The sequence below is a fragment of the Lacipirellula limnantheis genome (genome assembly GCF_007746075.1).
Lineage (GTDB): Bacteria > Planctomycetota > Planctomycetia > Pirellulales > Lacipirellulaceae > Lacipirellula > Lacipirellula limnantheis.
The window spans coordinates 2,533,876-2,548,946 of record NZ_CP036339.1 but is presented as its reverse complement, the minus strand read 5'-3'; the positions used below and the strand labels follow the sequence as shown (position 1 = coordinate 2,548,946).

Below are 15,071 nucleotides of genomic sequence, written 5' to 3'. Positions count from 1 at the left end.
ATAGGCCGTCCGCAACGATATCCTGTGATGCTTGCACGGTTCGATTGCTAGCGCTATACCCAGCGAGTTACCGATGAATATCTCGACTTCTGATCCAACTGCCGACCGCCGTCGTCTCGGACGCTCCTCCATTGAAGTCTCGTCGGTGTCGCTTGGCTGCTGGCCGATCGCGGGGGTGACGTCGCTCGACGTTAACGACGCTGATAGCATCGCCACGGTGCGGGCGAGCCTCGCGGCAGGGGCCAACTTCCTCGACACGGCCTACTGCTACGGCCCCCATGGCGAGAGCGAGCGGCTCATTCGGCGGGCGCTTGAAGGGCATGCGCGCGAGGAAGCGATCATCGCCACGAAGGGCGGCATCCACTACGGCGCCGATGGCAAGCAAGCGCAAGATGCACGGCCGGAGACGCTGCTGCGCGAGTGCGACGAAAGCCTTGAAAGACTCGGCGTCGATCATGTGGAACTGTACTATCTTCACTCGCCCGATCCGCACGTGCCCGTGGGCGACTCGGCCGGAGCGATCCAGCGGCTGATCGATGCGGGAAAGACGCTGACCGCGGGGGCCTCGAACTGCACCCTCGTGCAGTTGCAAGAATTTCATGCCGTCTGCCCGCTGAGCGCCGTGCAGCTGCCGTACAACATGCTGCAGCGTGACATCGAGAAGGAAACCATTCCCTGGTGCCTGGCCGAGGGGATCTCCGTGGCGGCCTATTGGCCGCTGATGAAGGGATTGCTCGCGGGCAGGATCGGGACGGAAACGGAGTTGGCGGCGGGGGACAATCGCAAGAGTTACCCGATGTATCAGGGCGAAGAGTTCGAGCGGAACCAGGCGTTCGTCGCCAAACTTCGCGAGATCGCAACTCGACTGGGGCGAACGGTCGCCCAGGTGGCAGTCAACTGGACCATTAGTCAGCCCGGCATCACTACCGCATTATGCGGGGCCAAGCGCGCGTGGCAGATCGAGGAAACTGCGGCCGCGATGGGGTGGCGACTGTCGAGCGCTGAGTTGGCGGAGATCAACGCGGCCATCGAGGCTCGCGGGCCCGCCGCGGCGAAGCGGCTGTTTCAGTAGCGACCGCTAGCGGGACTTCGTGAACCGGATGGGCAGTAGCAAGCGAATTGGCGCTACGGACCGGAGGGCGCGTCCCTGCAGCTGCTTGGCGCGACAAGGGGCTTCTGCCGCGGTCCGGTTGTAGGGGCTGGACCTGTCAGTCCCCTTTGGCGCGGTCCATTCGATTTCGGCTGCGTACTGATCGTCGCGGCTTGGGCGCTGCGGCGACCTAGGCTTTCTCCGACGGCGCGACGCCTCCGCGGGGATGGTTCGACCCGTCGCTTCTCTTACATGGAATTCTCCTGATGGCCAACCACTTGAAGCTGCTCGAGAACTGGACCCCGGAACAGGCCGCGCGCATGGAGCGCAACATCTTCGTCGCCCAGCATCGGCTGAATCAGCTGGAGCTGTTCGGCGACGATCAGTTGGTCGACCTGCTTGACCGCCATCCGCGGCGTGACTTGGGCATCAACACGATGGGGACCGATCCGACGCGCCGTCAGGATTGGCAAGAAGGTCGCGCCGGGAATCTCGATTCGACGCAATTGCTTGAAGCGGCTCGCAAGGGACGCATTTGGCTGAACATCCGCCGCGTGATGGATCATCACCCCGAATACGCCGAGCTGGTGCTCGCCCTCTATGACGACCTGGAACGGACCTGCCCCGGGCTCGTCACGTACAATCATTCGGCGAACCTGCTGATTTCGTCGCCGGAGGCGATGGTCTACTATCACCTCGACTGCCCAGCGAACATGCTGTGGCACTTGCGTGGGAAGAAGCGGGTCTGGGCCTATCCGCTGGAGTCGAGCATCGTCAGCGACGAGACGATTGAAGGAGTCCTGTGCGGGGAAAAGAGCGAGGAGCTGGATTTCCGCCGCGAGTGGGACGAGCTCGCCGTGGTGCACGACTTGGAGCCGGGAGAGATGATCACTTGGCCGCAACATACGCCCCATCGCGTGGTGAACACCGAGGGGCTGAACGTGTCGCTCTCGACCGAACACATGACGCCGCGAGCGGCGCGCCGCAACAACGTCTATCTAGCGAATCGGCACTTCCGCGAGTTACTCGGAGGCAGCTGGCGACGGACCGAACTCGATGGCTGGCGGCCTGCGCTGAAGGAATTCGCACTGCGCGCATGCCGACGGGCGCCGGGACTCAAACCAGTTCCGCCGCAAGGGTACAAGTACCCGATTACGTTTGAGGTCGATCTGGAGTTCCCGAATTGCGTCAGACCGCTGGATGGGGCGCACCGGCGCGAACTGACGCTGGTGTAGCTCTTGCCGCGCACGGCTTTCCGAGTGGCGCAAAGGCATCGGCTCCCGGCCGGAAGAGGCCCTGCGCGACGCGCTCAACAAGTCGTCCGCTGTTACTTCCGAGTGGCGTTTTGGTGGGCGGCGAACGACGTCTTCAGTCGCTGATTGAGCGTGGGCGCGTCGACGTAACCTTCAATCACGTCGAGCACCTGATTGTTGGGGGCGACGACAATCGTCGTTGGGAAGTAGCGAATCTTGAGTTTGGCGGCCAAATCGGGTTGTTCGGCACGGTCGACGTAAACCGTCTCAAAGGATTCGACGGCCAAACGCTTTACGGGCGAGGCCGCAAAGGTTTCGTTGATCATGCGAACGCAGTGGGGACAGTTTGGCGCGGTTGCGTAAACTAGAATCGGCCGATTCGACTCTTGCGCCGCGGTCCACGCATCGGGGTAGCTGGCGAACCGGAACACCCCGTGCCGCAGCAGCGGCGTCGCCGCGGTCGTCAGGCTGGCCGTGCGCGGGACGTCCTCGGCGCCTGCGATTCCCGCGGCGATCAGACCGATTGCCAGTGCCCCCGCCGTTCGAACCGCGATGCCGCGCATGTTGCCTCCGCTCGCTCTGGTCCCCCTCTGTTGGGACGGTGCGAAACCAGAGTTACATCGGTCGACGCCAACTGGCGAAGCGGCGAGAAACTTCGGCGGCGGGCCGCGCTGATACGACGGTCGCGTGCGGCGATTCCGGCAGTGATTTCGTGGTCGCTACAACCGGCGCCGGTCGGAAACTTCACATGAGGGAACGCCGATGCCGATCGCGGCGAAGCAGCGCTAGCCGGCAAACCCCATGGCACGCGCCTGCTGCACGCCAGCGAACCCTTGGCGGGCTTTCAGGCAGGTCTGCCGGAACGGTTCGGGGTGCGGTACGCCGGAGAGGCGCAGCGTTTCGATCTGGCCGTTGCGAAAAACCAAGTCGCCGGCCGGGTACCAAGCTTGGCCCGGCAAGACTTCCAGCGTTACCGAATCGAACCGGTCGAGCGACACGGCCTGCTGTTCGCCGCCGCCAAATGGTTGCTCGACGATGACTCGCTTGTTCGTTAACCGGTACCGCCGACAGGCGGGATTAGGAATGCCGAAGACTACCAGCGGCAGCTTCGGAATGAGCATGTGAAAGTAGAGCGGCAGGATAAATGGAATCGAGACAAGGGCCATCAGCCGCCCGATGGTCAGCGGGATGCCAAGGATCGTGATCCCAATCTGGTTCTCGAATCGACGTCCCCACCAACGGCCATAGGCGGTGGCGCCAAGGGTCGGCCAAACCGACATGATGGTGACCTCGCGCTCGGTAGCGGGAGCAACTCCTGCGATGGCTGTGGTCATCGTGCCGTCCGATCGAGTCATGAAAAGTGCGGAGTCGCTATCGCTCACGCGCTGGCGACAGGCTACCAGACTGCCGTCAACTTCGCTAGGGCCGCGACATTCGGCGGACGATGAGCGATACCTCGTTTTCGTCGCTCGGCTTAATTGCCGCCGAGAGGCCCGACGTGGCATAGGAGGCGAACTCTGGGGCCACCAGCACCGACTGATGTTCGGCATGTTCGTCGGGCGCCTTGGGGCCAGACTGCGGCGGCAGATGCTGCACAACGACGACTTGATGCTTTCCGGCGACGGCCCCGTCGTCCGTCGCGAAAGTGCGGAGGGTGAATCGACCGAATTGATCGAGCTTGCCGCAGGCAATCGGCCCTTCGCCTCGCGGTCGAAACTCGACCATGCCGCTGGGGACCGGTTCGCCGGTGTCGAACTTCACGCTACCCTCGACGGGGTAGGTCGGGATGCGCGGCTCGCCGCAGCCTGCAACGAGAGCGATCGCCGCGAACGACAGCGCAGCCACGAGGCGCGACGTAAGTTGTACGGAATAGGCGTTCATCCTAATAGACGCCCCAGATCGGCGTGACGTTATCTTCTTCAAGGCCTTCGCCATCGAAGCGATGACAAAGACTCTGGAGGGCCACGGTGTCTATTTCGTTGTCGACGGTGCGCACCGAACCGTCGGCAAGCACAAACGGGCAGATGCCGGGGTGCCAACTGCCGAATCCCATGTTTGGCAGCCAGTCGACTTCGGGACCGCGCGCCAGCGGAATGCTCGGCCCGCCGATGCGTGCAAAGGCAGTGAGATCCTTGCCGTTGTACATCGGACCGTTCTCCGGCACCTGGGCGACCCGACCTCGCGGAATGTGCATCTCTCCGGCGAGGAACGTATTGCTGCCGCCGTCGACGACATCCTTGTAGCGCACCTTATCGAGCCAGCCGGCCGGCTCGCCAGCACGGCATTTCGGCCGACTCGATATAATGATCCCCGTGCCATTACCACCGCGCCAGTAATCGGTCAGCAGACCGTAAGATCCTCCAGTGTAATCGCCATGATTGCCCGCATAGTCGCCCACGGCGCCACTGACGAGATTGACGACCTCGCTGCCCATGCAGCCGCAAGGATACGTCACCTTCGTCTCCATCCTTTGCGATGGGATGACCGCATCGCTCGATGAACGTCGTCCGGGGCAACTAAAGATCGCGGGCGACGACTCGCGGACCTCGGGCAGATGATCTTCGAAACGGCCGTAAAGACTCCACTGCCTCGCCGAGTTCGCTTGTTCGACGTATGGCAAAATTCGCACGAGCCACGAAGGCTGGGAGGAATCGCAGGCCCCCTCTTCCCAATCCCAGACGCGCGATCGGAGCCGCGCCGGCGGAAAAGCTCCGACGGCATCGTGGTGATTGGTCGACGCGAGTCCGATTTGCCGCAATCGGGACATACAGTCGGCACGGCGTGACGCTTCGCGCGCCGACTGCGCCGCTGGCAGCAGCAGTCCAATGAGCAACCCAATGATGGCGATGACAACTAGCAGTTCAACCAGCGTAAAGGCGACGGCAGACCGGTTCGTCATACGCATTGTCCGTGCCCCTTGGAGACTTGGGAGATGACTCAAGCAGCGCAGCATACTCTACGTTTAGTATAACAATTGATTAATCGACGTTGGCCATTTCGGACAGCGATCTGGATGGATCGCGTCAATAAAATGGGCGTCGGCCCGCCGCAAGCGACGGGCCGACGCTTCGCTAACATTCAACTCGCTAGCCTCGGCGCCAACGGTACGTCGCCACGACAAACCCGAGCCCGGCGATCAGCGCCATGCCGACGCTCGCCGGTTCGGGCACCACGGCGAAGTCGACGTGGAAGGTCCCCGACGAGCCGAAGACATTCGCTTGATCGACCAAGCGAAGTGACGCCGAGTAGTTGCCCGGAGCGGCGTTCTCGGCCGTCCAGAAAACGGGCTCGAACGGCCAGCTCGCTTCGCCGCCGATCGCCAGCCGATCGCCCGACTGGTTAAGTCCCGCTTGGCCAAGGTTCAAACCTGGCGAGATCGAAACGATCTCGAGCGCCAGGTTGAGCCCGGTCATCGGCGTGTTCTTGTACCCAGCGTTGCTGTTGTACATGTAGCCTTGGGGACTCGTCGGGTTGAGCGTCGCCGCCGCAGCGAGATCGTGGATCGAGTACAGCGACAAGTCGCTGTAGTGCTCGCCATTCTCCCCGCTCACCAGTTTGCCGGCAAAGGCGCCGGAACCTGGTTTGAGCGTCAACGGCGCCTGACCGGTGTAGGTCTCGGGGAGCCGATTGTTGCCGTTGGTGTCGGCAACGATGGGCGCGTCGACCGGACCGGTCAGTGAGTAGACGCCGATGCCGTGGAAGTGATTCGACGACGGCGTGTCGTCGTTCCAGTGGGCATAGAGCAGCGTGAGCCGGCCGCTGTTGGGATTGCCTAGCCCCGCGTAGGTACCGGAGGTAAGGGTCGGTCGACCATCCACCGTCACATAGTAGTTATGCTCGGCAGCCTTCAAGGTTGCCGGCAACGCAGCGAGCAGGGCCAGTCCCAACGCCAAGGCGGCGTTCTTCAAATTCTTTTTCATTACGCAAGTCCTTCTTGGAAGTGTGTTTCACGGTCAATGATTGATATTTCTGATTGCGGGTTGTTTGATCAATCATGTCCAAGAAGGAGGGCCGCGAGGGCGATGAGCGCGAGTCACCGCGCGAGGGAGGAAGAGCGTATCACAATCGGCAACGTCGGCGTGAAGGAGCGCCGTCGTCTTGAAGTTCAACCTCGCTACTGGCGGCGCGTGGTAGCGCGCGAGCAGCGTACAAATGGGGCAATCAGCGTGAGAATCGGCGGCGAGTTTTTTGACCGATTGGCCGGTGGTCTCCGCCGCTAACTCATCGTTCGTCGCTGGTAGGAACTCCACGCTGCAACAAGCCGCGGCGTGGTAACGCCAACAGTCGATCCGCCCGCTGATCGCATGGACCAGCGAGTGGAGGCCGGCGCCGAGGACGCCTACAAGCCCCATGAGGGCTAGTAGCGCCAGCGCGGTCGAGCGAGTTGTGGCGGGGCGAGGCATGGGTGGGTTGGGCTTTCAGCCCGATAAACAATGCAGTCCCCGGCTCTGCCGGAGCGTCGGGCGCCAGGCCGTTACGGCAGGCGACGTCTTTAACGCTTCCTATACCCCCCGACGGAGCCGAGGGCTGCAATAGGCGCTGCGGCCTGCGGCCAGCGCGATCAGGGCCAGTAACGCCGCACTCGGCTCCGGCACAGCATGCGACGCTGGAGTCAACGGCGGCGAAGCGACCCCGGGAAAACTCTCTAGCGCCAAACCGAACTCGTCGCGCCACACATCGAGATCGCCAGGGTCGACAATGCCGTCGCGATCTGCGTCGCCGCTGCTAAGCAGCGCGTTCTGGGCTCCCAAATTCCGTTGCCAAATGAGGAAGTCGGCGCCGTCGACGACGAAGTCGTCGTTGAAATCGGCGTTGAAGTCGGGAGCGAGCTCCGTGACGCGATCAGTGACCCATGTCTCAGCCGCCTGAAGCGCCGCCAACGTCGACCCCGGCGTGCCAAACACGAAGTAGATCGGTTGCGACGAGTCGAGGCCCGGCATCTTCAACCTCATCGAGGCGAGGTAAATCCCATCATCAGGCGTCGTGACGGCGTTGAGATTTCCCGAATCGAGATAAAACGACCGGTGGGTATGGAGCGATCCGTTACTTCCGGTGTTGTTGATTACGTTGCCCGGCACGATAACAGGCGAGCCGTCGACGCCAGCCGCGGCGGTCCTTCCGTACAGTTCAAACTTGTAGTCGGGTCCCGGCAAAGCGCCGAAATCGACTTCCTCCTCGCTACTGCCGGCGCCGTTCCAATAAAAAAGATTGGCCAAGGAGCCGTCGATCTTCATCGGCAGAAAATCCCACCCTAGCGGGGAGTTGCCGGGTAGCGCGGACGCACCCGCCGGCATTGAAGGCGATGTGGCGATCAACGTATTGAAGCCGGGGTCCGCGACGGCGTAGTCGCTATCGAACTCGTACGAATAGACCTGTCTGCCGAGCGACCATTCGTCAGAGAACACGTCGGCGCTGCCGGTGGCGAGGCGACCGTCGACTACTTGAACGAGGACGTCGAAATGCTGAGCGGTCGCGTGGCGAGTGGCGCCGACAAGCGTGGCAATGCTGAGAAGCAGCGTCGTCCAGTGGCGACGCCAGGAAGTTGGATTTCCCATGGTCGTGAAACTTTGCGTCATGGCTGCGATGAAGTGAGAGTTGTCTTTGGGCGATTTGATCGCGGCAACGCGAGCAGCCCCCGGCTCCGCCGGGGGGTTGCACCACGTTGGAGTTCGAGGACCGCGAGGGTTCAGACCGACCCCCTGGCGGAGACAGGGGCTGAAGTCGAGCGACATCGCAGCATGGCGAGCGACGCGACGCCAATCGCAGCCAGCGCCGCGCTGCCGGGCTCTGGCACCACAAGGTTCGTTTCAATCCACTCCACCCCTTGCTCGTAGAACGCAAAGTCCTTCGTCACGCCGCCGCCGAAGTCGACCAGCGCGTCGAGAGTGGTTCCCTCCTCCAAGCCTTCGAGCGCCGCTTCGACCAACTCGAGTTCGTCTTCGCTTTGGATCAACTCGTCGACTAGAAACGCCATGTAAAAAGGCTTCGACGCGGTGAGACCGGCGACGCCGATCTGCGGGGCGATCAAGTAAACGCCGTTCGCTGGCGTGCCGGCCGGATCGTTGATCTGGTAGATGGGATGGTCGTCAACGTCGCCGTTGGGGCCGGTCGCGCCGAACGCGGCAGGCTGGAACGCGAAGGCGACGCCGGAATGAGCGATGGAAATCGGTTGAAAGTCGATGGCTCCGACGCCGCTCCAGAAAAAGAGGGAATCGAGGGCGCCGTTCACCTCAAACGTCGTGAGACTTCCCGACACCGCCGCGTTGCCCGGCAGCGCGGTTGCGCCGAGCGCGGCCAGGTCGTCGGCGCCGCTCACGGCGTGGAGGCCGAAGAAGCCCGGCTCGTTTCCTTCGTAATCGGCCGGCGTCGGCGGAGCAAATCCCGCGCGGAGAATCGATTCGAACAGCCCGGCGTCGAGAGCAAACGCTTCGTCGGGCCCGTCGATGTCCTCGGCCGTACCGACGACAACTTGGCCGCCGACGTTGACGAGGAGGGCGTCGCTATGGGCGAACGCCGAAGACGTCTGGCCAGCGATGGCCAGTAGCGACAGCAGCGCGCCAAATCGGCGGCTAAGGCGAGAGATTTCAGTGGCGAAGGCAAGGCGAGCATTCATGAGGTAGCAGCTCCGTGAAGCAAGATGGGTGTTGATTGAAATGCAAACAATTGCGCGCAGCGCGATCCTGATCGCGATCAAGCGGAATCCTTCCCAGCGCAGGAAAACCAAGATGCCGAGCATGACGCACGGCGACGCCATTGCAATCTCTGGCAACAGACTCTCAGCGGCCGATCGCTATTGCGGCGGCTTAGCGAAGTCGAAACCCTCGTCGCACCACTGGCCGATCTCGCTCGACGAAATCGACTGGACGTGCCCATCGGCGTAGAGATAGTTCGCCGCGCCGCCCGTATGGCGTTCGACGGCGACTTCCTGCGAGACGGCGTTCCACACCCGGCGTTGCTGGGCGTTGTACTTGAGGTTCAGTTCGCTAAACCACTCGGTCGATTCGACGTGGTCGTAGTTCGTCTCCATTCGCGGCGTCGCCTCGAACATCATGATCGTGGCGTGCGTGGAGGGGAGATCGTACAAGCTGCCAATCAATCCCTCCGGCAGAGAAACGCCCGGCGGCAACGGTCCGGAGAATTCGTCTCCAGGATCGCGCAGGTAGGCGTTCATCGCGTAACTGGTCTCGCGCCCGTCGGTCTTTTCAAGTCGCCCCGTGTCTTCCGGACAGAGTCGAACCGCGTCGACGCTTTCCATAAACGGAGCTAACGAAAAAATCCACGAGTCTTCTTTCACCGCGCCGTCGTCATGCAAAATCTTTGGAAATCGCCCGCGATGGACGTCGGCGTACTGGTGAATCGCCAACCCGATTTGACGCTGATTGTTCGCACATTGCGAACGCCGCGCAGCGCCGCGGGCAGATTGCACTGCCGGCAGCAGGAGCGCGATCAATACGCCGATAATGGCGATCACGACCAACAACTCGACGAGCGTGAATCCGTATCCAAATCGTGCGCGCACGACGGACCCCTTATTGGGAAACCCAATGGCTAAACCGCTTGGAGAGAACTCTTGCCCGCGTCGGCGCAGCGACGTTCGCTAGCTGGAACGTGAGTGTCAGCTGATTCGAGGCAGAATCGGCTGAGCCGCAAGAGAGCGCAAAGCAAGGCGCAAGAAGGCGCCGTTACGCCTGCGGCGGGCCGCGCGGAGCACCAGATAGGGCGAGATCCTGCGGCAGCAGCGACTCGCCAAGCGACGCCAACTGTTCGCAGTGGGCCGCATCGTAGCGGGCATGGAAAATGGCTGGGCGATCGACTTTGATCTTCGCCAGCAGCGTGCAGAGGGGGCAGTTCGCCGAGTCGTGCTCGGCGGCGCTGACTTGCGGAGCTGACTCCTGTTCTGCCGAGTCGATGCGACGATGTGCCGTTACCGCATGCGAATGACCGCAACTGCAGCTTGCTCGTTCGGCAGCGCTGGCATCCACGCCACATGATTCGTCGCCGCAGGGCAACAGAGCGTGAAGCGAATGGCCGAACAACCCGAGTGTGGTAAAGGCGAGCAACGCGCCAAGCGCGATGCTGCGATTTACTCGGGAAATCAGGCCTGAACTGTACATCGGTGGTCGCCGAGAGCGATGGCGCTACAGAGAAACTTCCCTGCCATGGTAAGGAGAACCGCTGGCTACGTCAAGATTTGCCGTGATCGACGGGCGAAGCAATCCCGCCGGCGAGGCAGCGGATGGGATATTCCTATCTGCTGCGGGCTCCGGCAAGGACTTGCGGCCGCCTTCTCAGGGAAGTGGCTGGCCTAAGCCAGTGGAGCTTCGTGCCGTTCGAACATCGCGCTGAAATACATCAGCGTCGTTTCGCGGGAGTCGCTCGGAACCTGGTCGATCAAGCGCATCCAGCACTTCATCACGTCGCGACGCGTGACGAGGCCAACCAGCTTGCCCGCCTCGAGCACCGGCAGCCGGCGATAGGGGGTGAGCAAGAAGACTTGGGCGACCGACAGGAGTTGCGTCTCGGGCGAAATGGTCTGTGCCTCGGCATCCATGAACGAGCGGACGTCGCGGACTGGCAGCTGCTCGTAAGCCGCGTCGAGCAGGACGTGCATCGAGCACTTTTCCGAAAAGACGCCGAGGTAATTGCCATCCGCATCGACGACCGGAGCGCCGGAGATATGACGGACAATCAACATGCGGACCGCGTCGATCACGTCGGCCGCGGGGCTGACCGTGATGACCGGCGTCACCATGAAATCGCGGGCAGTAATCTGAGTCATGACGCCTGGCCCTCGTGCGACTGGCGCCTCGGCCCCCCGGTGCGCAAATCGTCAGATCGAGAAGACGATGCAATGCCGTTCGCCTCTACTCTGTGGTCGCTACGAGTAAGGATATCAATTCGATCGGCGCGAATCCAAGCGAACTCGGCTAGAAGAAATGCTTGTGAAATAAATCACAAGGCTTCCGTTTCCAGTTAGGCGTCGCTCACAGGCCACGCACGCCGGTCAAAGCGAACCTTTTCGTCATTCGTCGCGTCTCTCCTCGCATCCGTCTCAGAGGCTCCAGGCGCCTGCTGATCATGCACTCGCCAGACTCACATTCGACGAGACACTTCGCTGCAGAATGGGCGGCGTCGACTGCGGAGCGGTGGGCACGGCTCGAAGGAAAGAGCGCGACGATGGCGGCCGAGTTGAAGGAATCGGCGACCGCTGCCGATCGATCCCGAGCCACGCCGAACACGGCGTATGGCCCGCATTGCATTGCATCGGCTACGATCGGCGCAGTTATCGCCTTAATTCTGGAGCGAATCGTCGTTCAAAACTGACGACGTACTGCAATGGTCCTCTGACGCTCGCGTCGCAGCGTCGCGCGGCGATTGCAACCGTCGCGCGCCAAGCGGCGGCGAGACGTCGCCGCTACTCCAGTCCCGCATTTAACTGCTGCAAGTCCGCCGGCACAAACCGCCCATCCTTTCGCAGCAGTTCGCCGTCGAACCAGATCTCGCCGCCGCCGTAGTCTTTGCGCTGGATCAGCACGAGATCCCAGTGGATGCGGCTGCGATTGCCGTTGTCGGCAATGTCGTAGGCGTTGCCGGGCGTCAGGTGGAAGCTACCGCCAATTTTTTCGTCGAAGAGGGTATCGAGCATCGGGTGGCGCACGCGGTTGTTCGTGCCGAGCGACCATTCGCCGCAATAGCGGGCGCCTTCGTCGGCGTCGAGCACGGCATTGATTCGCTCGGTGTTGTTGGCCGTCGCGTTGACGATCTTGCCGTTCTTGAATTCGAACATGATGTCGCTGAAGACGGTTCCCTGATAGCGCGACTGCGTGTTGAAGCGGATGACGCCGTTGATGCTGTCACGAACGGGAGCGGTGAACACTTCGCCGTCAGGGATGTTCCGCTCGCCAAAGCAAGGGATCACCGGAATGTCTTTGATGGAGAACTCAAGCTCCGTACCGGGAGCAATGATCTTCACTTTGTCCGCGGCCTCCATCCGTTTCTTGAGCGGCAACTGCGCTTCCTTCATCGCGACGTAGTCGGCGGTGCAGACGTCGAAGTAAAAGTCTTCGAACGCGGCGGTGCTCATGTTCGCCGCTTGGGCGAAGGAGTCGGTTGGGTAACGGAGGACGACCCACTTCGTCTTGGGAACGCGAACTTCGCTGTGGACGGCGTGCCACCAGTACTTCTGATAAAGGTCCATCCGCTCCTGCGGCACGTCGGCATGCTGGCTGCTGTTGGCGGCGCCGCGAATCCCGATGTACGCCTGAGCCGAGTCCATGCGATCCTTCTCGAACTTCGCGGCGGCTTCCATGCTCTCTTTGGTCGCCGTGCGGTACAGCGCGCGGAGGACCTTGTTGCTCTTGGTGGTGACCAGCGGTATCGCCCCGCGCTGGGCGGCGCCTTCGACCAGTGCGCAGACGAGATTCGTCTCGGGAAGGTCGAACGCCTCGATGACGACCCGCTCGCCCGGTTGAATCCGGCAACTATGGTCAAGAAGGAGGTCGGAGAGCTTATCGATGCGTGGATCGTGCATGGGATGCGAACACAGGTGATGGCCGCCAGGCGGGAGCGGGTCAGCGACCTCGCGAGCCCTGCAAAATAGACTGTACGGCTACTTGGGGATGGGCAACGGAGTGGAACAGTGGGCGCAGCGACCGCGGACGCCAAACCATCCTACGCATCCTACGCCGTAGAAGATCGTCGTCCGGTTATAGCGATTTGTCGGCCTTTCCGAGGGAGTCGAATCGGCCGGTCGACGGTAGAATGTAATAGAGTTCGCCTCTTCTGACTACGAGGATCATCCATGTCCACTGAGTTGCGCCCCCGCCCCGCGTCCGATGAAACCGATGGCCCTTCGTTTGCCGAGACCGCGTTGAAGCTAGGCGGCAAGAGCGATGACGAAGCGCGACGGACTGGCGCCATCGACGCGGCGGACGATCAGGTGGAAAAGCTGTTCGCGGCTCAGTATCAAACGGCCAACAGTCCCGCCCATCGCGCCGTGTGGGACGACCGCGTTCCCGTCGAACTGTTTCAAAGCGCCGCAGCGATCACCCCGCCGCCTGTGCAAGCGGTGATGGACGCGTCGGTCGAGGTCGTGCGGCGTCACCGCGACGGCGGCACGCTCTACAACGATGACCGTAAGATAGCCGACGAGGTATTGGCCGACCTCGGCAAGGTTGGCTATTGGGGATTGCTTGTCGATCCTCAGTACGGCGGCAGCGGGGCGCCATTCGCGGCGTTCGCGCCGTTCTTGACGCGGATGGCGACCATCGATCCGACCGTCGCTGGGTTGGCGTCGGTCCACGGCTGCATCGGCGCCGTCGATCCGGTGCGGACGTTTGGCACGGACGAACAGCGGCGGCGATTTCTGCCAGGACTCGGCTCTGGCGAACGACTCAGCGCGTTCGCGCTCACCGAGCCAGGAGCGGGGAGCGACCTCACGGCGCTAAAGACGTCAGCGGTTCGCTCGGGGGACGAATTCATCGTCAATGGCGAAAAGCTATTCATCACGAACGTGGTGCCGGGACGGACGATCGGACTCGTGTGTCTCATCGAGGGGAAGCCGGCGGTCCTGATCGTCGAACTGCCGCACGAAGAAAACGAACACTTTCAACTCCGCAAATATGGCCTCTGGGCGCTCAAACACACCTACAACCGCGGGATCATCTTCCGCGACTTCCGCGTACCGGCGGAAAACTTACTGACATTGCCGCGCGGCGACGGTCTGACGATTGCCTACCACGGGTTGAATCTCGGCCGCATCGCGCTTTGCGCGAACGCCGCCGGCACGATGCGGCTGATGATGGCAAGCATGATCCCATGGGCCAACTATCGCGAGACCTACGGCCAGACCATTGCCAAGCGCGAACTCGTGCGACGCCGGCTCGGACAACTCGCGGGGTTGATCACGGCGTGCGACGGATTGGTCGCCTGGTGCGCAGGACTCATCGATCAGGGCTATCGCGGCGAAATGGAATGCATCGTCGCCAAAATCTTCGGCAGCGAAGCACAGAAGCACGCCGCGATCGAACTCTTCATGAAAACGCACGGCGGCCGATCGTTCCTACACGGGCACAACTTTGGGGACAACGTCCACGAGTATCTGGCGCCCTGCATCTACGAAGGCGAGGGCGAGATGCTGGCGATGGGCTTCTTCAAATCTCTGGTGAAGGAGCACGGCAAGACGTTCTTCGAACCGATTGGCAAAACGCTCGCCGCGGCTGGGATCAAGAAGCCCAACCCTTTCAACCCCGCGCATGCTTGGGCGCTTAAGGGGGTCGCTTGGCCCTATGCCAAGTGGATGATCGCTCGCCGGCTGTCGAACGGCGCCGCGCCGCAACTGCCGTCGATGCCCGCCGAGTTGCGGAAGCATGCCGAGTTCGCTTGCGCGAACCTTCACGCGATGGGGCTTGAGATCTCGCAAACGATGAGCAAGTTCCAACTGGCGCTGGCCGATCGGCAATGCCGCATGGCGGAACTGTCGCAGCGCTGCCAGGACCTCATCACAATGCTTTGCACGTCGCTCTACGGCGCCCGGCAGGAGGATGAACTGGTGCGCGACGCCGCCGACGTGTTTTGCCAGGATCTCACGGCGAAGTACACCGGGAAGCGGGCGAGCAACCGGTACTACCGCCAAGTGACTGAATTGGGGGCTGCGATCGCTGAAGGTGGGTTCAAGGGGATCGAAGGAATCAGCGGCGGCGAAATCATGATGCGGTACTAAACGGCGC

At 62.1% G+C, this 15,071-nt stretch carries 15 protein-coding genes; 3 read left to right on the top strand and 12 right to left on the bottom strand.

The features are described 5' to 3' along the window. Window positions 1–73 precede the first annotated feature (73 nt). Window positions 74–1,072, top strand: coding sequence for an aldo/keto reductase (locus tag I41_RS10080; protein ID WP_145432426.1), 999 nt, complete (start codon window positions 74–76; stop codon window positions 1,070–1,072). A 284-nt stretch (window positions 1,073–1,356) separates the two neighbouring features. Continuing rightward, the gene (locus tag I41_RS10075; RefSeq protein WP_145432425.1) at window positions 1,357–2,325 is read left to right on the top strand and encodes a hypothetical protein; all 969 of its coding nucleotides are present in this window, start codon (window positions 1,357–1,359) and stop codon (window positions 2,323–2,325) included. Window positions 2,326–2,417: 92 nt separating this feature from the next. Here the strand turns inward: I41_RS10075 and I41_RS10070 are convergent, their stop codons facing one another. The 12 genes from I41_RS10070 to I41_RS10015 all read right to left on the bottom strand — a co-directional run bounded on the left by I41_RS10070 (window position 2,418) and on the right by I41_RS10015 (window position 12,874). Continuing rightward, window positions 2,418–2,906 carry a thioredoxin family protein gene (locus I41_RS10070; RefSeq protein ID WP_145432424.1) on the bottom strand — a complete coding sequence of 163 codons (489 nt, stop codon included), beginning with the start codon at window positions 2,904–2,906 and terminating at the stop codon, window positions 2,418–2,420. A gap of 222 nt (window positions 2,907–3,128) precedes the next feature. Beyond that, complete coding sequence (locus I41_RS10065; RefSeq protein WP_210421147.1) at window positions 3,129–3,698, bottom strand: PH domain-containing protein; 570 nt, start codon at window positions 3,696–3,698, stop codon at window positions 3,129–3,131. Between the two features lie 64 nt (window positions 3,699–3,762). Beyond that, window positions 3,763–4,224, bottom strand: coding sequence for a carboxypeptidase regulatory-like domain-containing protein (locus tag I41_RS10060; protein WP_145432422.1), 462 nt, complete (start codon window positions 4,222–4,224; stop codon window positions 3,763–3,765). Window position 4,225: 1 nt separating this feature from the next. Further along, window positions 4,226–5,248: a DUF1559 family PulG-like putative transporter gene (locus tag I41_RS10055; protein ID WP_145432421.1), complete on the bottom strand. Its 1,023-nt coding sequence runs from the start codon at window positions 5,246–5,248 to the stop codon at window positions 4,226–4,228. A 181-nt stretch (window positions 5,249–5,429) separates the two neighbouring features. Further along, window positions 5,430–6,263: an all3515 family Zur-repressed PEP-CTERM protein gene (locus I41_RS10050; protein WP_145432420.1), complete on the bottom strand. Its 834-nt coding sequence runs from the start codon at window positions 6,261–6,263 to the stop codon at window positions 5,430–5,432. Between the two features lie 72 nt (window positions 6,264–6,335). Beyond that, window positions 6,336–6,746: a hypothetical protein gene (locus I41_RS10045; protein ID WP_145432419.1), complete on the bottom strand. Its 411-nt coding sequence runs from the start codon at window positions 6,744–6,746 to the stop codon at window positions 6,336–6,338. A 99-nt stretch (window positions 6,747–6,845) separates the two neighbouring features. Further along, window positions 6,846–7,919 (bottom strand): hypothetical protein, encoded by a 1,074-nt coding sequence (locus I41_RS10040; protein WP_145432418.1) that lies wholly within the window; start codon window positions 7,917–7,919, stop codon window positions 6,846–6,848. Window positions 7,920–8,029: 110 nt separating this feature from the next. Further along, window positions 8,030–8,956, bottom strand: coding sequence for a hypothetical protein (locus I41_RS10035; RefSeq protein ID WP_145432417.1), 927 nt, complete (start codon window positions 8,954–8,956; stop codon window positions 8,030–8,032). A gap of 177 nt (window positions 8,957–9,133) precedes the next feature. Then, window positions 9,134–9,862 (bottom strand): prepilin-type N-terminal cleavage/methylation domain-containing protein, encoded by a 729-nt coding sequence (locus tag I41_RS27990; protein WP_145432416.1) that lies wholly within the window; start codon window positions 9,860–9,862, stop codon window positions 9,134–9,136. A 163-nt stretch (window positions 9,863–10,025) separates the two neighbouring features. Beyond that, the gene (locus tag I41_RS10025) at window positions 10,026–10,325 is read right to left on the bottom strand and encodes a hypothetical protein (protein ID WP_145432415.1); all 300 of its coding nucleotides are present in this window, start codon (window positions 10,323–10,325) and stop codon (window positions 10,026–10,028) included. Between the two features lie 323 nt (window positions 10,326–10,648). Then, window positions 10,649–11,122 (bottom strand): CBS domain-containing protein, encoded by a 474-nt coding sequence (locus tag I41_RS10020; RefSeq protein ID WP_145432414.1) that lies wholly within the window; start codon window positions 11,120–11,122, stop codon window positions 10,649–10,651. Between the two features lie 636 nt (window positions 11,123–11,758). After that, the gene (locus I41_RS10015; protein WP_145432413.1) at window positions 11,759–12,874 is read right to left on the bottom strand and encodes an aminopeptidase; all 1,116 of its coding nucleotides are present in this window, start codon (window positions 12,872–12,874) and stop codon (window positions 11,759–11,761) included. 270 nt (window positions 12,875–13,144) lie between these two features. Between I41_RS10015 and I41_RS10010 the strand changes: the two genes are divergently transcribed. Further along, on the top strand, window positions 13,145–15,064 hold the full coding sequence (locus I41_RS10010; RefSeq protein ID WP_145432412.1) for an acyl-CoA dehydrogenase family protein: 1,920 nt from the start codon (window positions 13,145–13,147) through the stop codon (window positions 15,062–15,064). The last annotated feature ends 7 nt before the right edge of the window (window positions 15,065–15,071 follow it).

Excerpts from the sequence above, each read along its gene's own strand:
- I41_RS10080 (WP_145432426.1), top strand. The coding sequence starts at position 74 with ATGAATATCTCGACTTCTGATCCAACTGCCGACCGCCGTCGTCTCGGA.
- I41_RS10075 (WP_145432425.1), top strand. The coding sequence starts at position 1,357 with ATGGCCAACCACTTGAAGCTGCTCGAGAACTGGACCCCGGAACAGGCC.
- I41_RS10070 (WP_145432424.1), bottom strand. The coding sequence starts at position 2,906 with ATGCGCGGCATCGCGGTTCGAACGGCGGGGGCACTGGCAATCGGTCTG.
- I41_RS10065 (WP_210421147.1), bottom strand. The coding sequence starts at position 3,698 with ATGACTCGATCGGACGGCACGATGACCACAGCCATCGCAGGAGTTGCT.
- I41_RS10060 (WP_145432422.1), bottom strand. The coding sequence starts at position 4,224 with ATGAACGCCTATTCCGTACAACTTACGTCGCGCCTCGTGGCTGCGCTG.
- I41_RS10055 (WP_145432421.1), bottom strand. The coding sequence starts at position 5,248 with ATGCGTATGACGAACCGGTCTGCCGTCGCCTTTACGCTGGTTGAACTG.
- I41_RS10050 (WP_145432420.1), bottom strand. The coding sequence starts at position 6,263 with ATGAAAAAGAATTTGAAGAACGCCGCCTTGGCGTTGGGACTGGCCCTG.
- I41_RS10045 (WP_145432419.1), bottom strand. The coding sequence starts at position 6,746 with ATGCCTCGCCCCGCCACAACTCGCTCGACCGCGCTGGCGCTACTAGCC.
- I41_RS10040 (WP_145432418.1), bottom strand. The coding sequence starts at position 7,919 with ATGACGCAAAGTTTCACGACCATGGGAAATCCAACTTCCTGGCGTCGC.
- I41_RS10035 (WP_145432417.1), bottom strand. The coding sequence starts at position 8,956 with ATGAATGCTCGCCTTGCCTTCGCCACTGAAATCTCTCGCCTTAGCCGC.
- I41_RS10020 (WP_145432414.1), bottom strand. The coding sequence starts at position 11,122 with ATGACTCAGATTACTGCCCGCGATTTCATGGTGACGCCGGTCATCACG.
- I41_RS10015 (WP_145432413.1), bottom strand. The coding sequence starts at position 12,874 with ATGCACGATCCACGCATCGATAAGCTCTCCGACCTCCTTCTTGACCAT.
- I41_RS10010 (WP_145432412.1), top strand. The coding sequence starts at position 13,145 with ATGTCCACTGAGTTGCGCCCCCGCCCCGCGTCCGATGAAACCGATGGC.